The sequence below is a fragment of the Actinomyces urogenitalis DSM 15434 genome (assembly GCF_000159035.1).
Lineage (GTDB): Bacteria > Actinomycetota > Actinomycetes > Actinomycetales > Actinomycetaceae > Actinomyces > Actinomyces urogenitalis.
The window spans coordinates 1-1,421 of the sequence record NZ_DS999588.1; the positions used below are offsets into that span (position 1 = coordinate 1).

Annotated in this window: 1 protein-coding gene; it reads left to right on the top strand. The window is 69.0% G+C overall.

Going from position 1 to position 1,421, the window contains the following annotated elements:
* Window positions 1-234: 234 nt before the first annotated feature.
* The coding region (locus HMPREF0058_RS11345) for an IS110 family RNA-guided transposase (RefSeq protein WP_040319973.1) at window positions 235-1,421 on the top strand (1,187 nt) is incomplete at its 3' end.

A 1,421-nucleotide genomic window follows, 5' to 3' on the forward strand; every position in this document is an offset into this window, starting at 1 on the left:
CCCGTTACCTTGGTGGTGGTTGCCGGCCAAGGAGTGCCGGTGACTGGGCCAGCGGTGGTCGGCATGATGTCTTGCCCCTGTCTTGAATGATCCGGGGGGTGTTGTCACCGGCCGCCGCGGGGCCGCTGCTCACCGCTGATCAGGGGAACGACCCGTTCGAGGTCTTTCGTAACGTGGGTGCGGGATCGGTGGCTCAAGGCTGGCCCGATCTCCTACGAGACGAGGGAGCTGTGGGTGCAGACCTCCAGCATCGACGTGTTCATCGGCATCGACGTGGGCAAGTCCGACCACTGGGCCACCGCCCTGGACCGGGACGGCGAGCGCCTGTTCGACAAGGCCCTTCCCAACGACGAGACCCGCCTGCGAGACCTCTACGAGCGACTGTCCCATCACGGCCGGGTGCTGGTGGTCGTGGACCAGCCCGCCACCATCGGAGCCCTGGCCGTCGCCGTGGCCCAGGACATGGGCATCACCGTGGGCTACCTGCCCGGCCTGTCGATGCGGCGGATCGCGGACCTGACCCCGGGCAACGCCAAGACCGATGCCCGTGACGCCGCTGTCATCGCGCAGGCCGCCCGCACCATGCCCCACACACTGCGGGCCATCAACGGTTCAGATGAGGACGCGGCAGCCCTGTCCATGCTCACGGGCTTCGACCTGGACCTGGCCCGCCAGGTCAACCAGACCTCCAACCGGATCCGGGGCATGTACACCCAGATCCACCCCGCCCTGGAGAAGGTCCTGGGCCCGCGGCTGGAGCACGACGCCGTCCTTGAGGTCATCGCCTCCTGGCCCACCCCCGCCGCCCTGCGCAAGGCCGGGCGGGCGCGGATCAACGCCAAGCTCAAGGCCCACGGCGCCCGCCACCACGAGGCCTGGGCCGACGAGATCATCAGCGCGCTGAAGGCCCAGAGCGTCGTGGTCGCCGGCACCGACGCCGCCGGAATCGTCCTGCCCCACCTGGCCCGCCAGCTCATCGCCCTGCACGCCCAACGCAGTGACGTCGCGGCGAAGGTCGAGGCCCTGGTGGAGGCCCACCCTCTTTACCAGGTCCTGACCTCCATGCCCGGCATCGGGGTCAGGACCGCCGCAGTGCTCATCGCCGAGACCCTCGGGCGGGACTTCGCCACCGGGGCGCACCTGGCCTCCTACGCCGGGCTCACACCCGTCACCAGACACTCCGGCTCCTCGATCCGAGGGGAGTACACCTCCCACGCGGGCAACAAGAGACTCAAGCGGGCCATGTTCCTGTCAGCCTTCGCCTCACTGCGCTCAGACCCCGCCTCAAGGGCCTACTACGACCGCAAGATCACCCAGGGCAAGCGCCACAACCAGGCCGTCATCGCCCTAGCCCACCGCCGCATCCTCACCCTGCACGCCATGATCCGAAACGGCACCCTCTACGACCCCCAACCCACCCA